Origin of the sequence: Mesorhizobium sp. B1-1-5 (assembly GCF_006443065.1) — a bacterium.
GTDB lineage: Bacteria > Pseudomonadota > Alphaproteobacteria > Rhizobiales > Rhizobiaceae > Mesorhizobium.
The window spans coordinates 1-1,010 of sequence record NZ_VFWS01000691.1 but is presented as its reverse complement, the minus strand read 5'-3'; the positions used below and the strand labels follow the sequence as shown (position 1 = coordinate 1,010).

Below are 1,010 nucleotides of genomic sequence, written 5' to 3'. Positions count from 1 at the left end.
GAAACGACAGAGGAAAGCCGCTTCGACCGCATACGCAGGATTGCCGCCGACAAGCACAAGACATCCGAGCCCGATCCGGCAATGCCACAAAAGGGCGAACCCAAGCGTCCGATGTAATAGCGGCGCCGCCGCCGCTACATTCCGCTCAACCTCAGCACCACATCGCGCGTCAGCGGCGCAAGTTCGACGGAATTGGTCGAGCCGGGCTCCAGCCAGATGATCTCCTCGATCTCGGCGGCGGCTATCGGCTGGCCGTCGATGGAGAGCGCGAACAATTCCGCCTCGACCGTGCTGTCCGGCTCGTTGGCGGCCGTGGCCGAGAACAGGCCGAGCCAGGAGGTGGTGGCGGGGTCGATCGCCAATCCGAGTTCCTCGCGCAGTTCGCGCATCAGGGTGTCGAGCGGGGCCTCGCGCGGCTCGATCTTGCCGCCGGGCTGCATGAAGGCGCTGGTGCCGCGCTTGCGCACCAGAAGCAGCCGGCCCGACGCATCCGCGATGACGCCGGCAGCGATCCTGATCTTGCGGCTTTCGTGGCGGGTAGGATTCACGGTAGACTGTTCCGGTGGTCGTTTGGTGCAGAGCCTGCGGAAAACGGAACCGCGATTCTCAGTTCGGAGACAAGCCATGTTCGCAGCCAAGGCCATCGACACTTCGGACAAGGCCGCGTTCTACCGCGATCTTGCCGCGCAACTGAAGGCGCTGCTCGAGGGCGAGGGCGACTCGATCGCCAATGCCGCCAACACCGCGGCGCTGATCTTCCAGATGGTGCCCGATCTCAACTGGGCGGGCTTCTATTTCCTGGCCTCGGACGAGGAATTGGTGCTGGGTCCGTTCCAGGGCAAGCCGGCCTGCGTGCGCATCGCCGTCGGCAAGGGCGTATGCGGCACGGCGGTCGACCTCGGCACTTCGATGCTGATCAAGGACGTGCACGATTTCCCCGGCCACATCGCCTGCGACGCCGATTCGCGTTCGGAACTGGTCGTGCTTCTCGAAGACGATGAAGGCGTCTT

Annotated in this window: 2 protein-coding genes; one reads left to right on the top strand and one right to left on the bottom strand. The window is 64.6% G+C overall.

From position 1 onward, the window contains the following. Positions 1-134: 134 nt before the first annotated feature. Positions 135-548 carry an NUDIX domain-containing protein gene (locus FJ980_RS34425; RefSeq protein ID WP_246673067.1) on the bottom strand — a complete coding sequence of 138 codons (414 nt, stop codon included), beginning with the start codon at positions 546-548 and terminating at the stop codon, positions 135-137. Positions 549-624: 76 nt separating this feature from the next. Between FJ980_RS34425 and FJ980_RS34420 the strand changes: the two genes are divergently transcribed. Then, on the top strand, positions 625-1,010 hold a 386-nt coding region (locus FJ980_RS34420), incomplete at its 3' end, for a GAF domain-containing protein (RefSeq protein WP_140547762.1).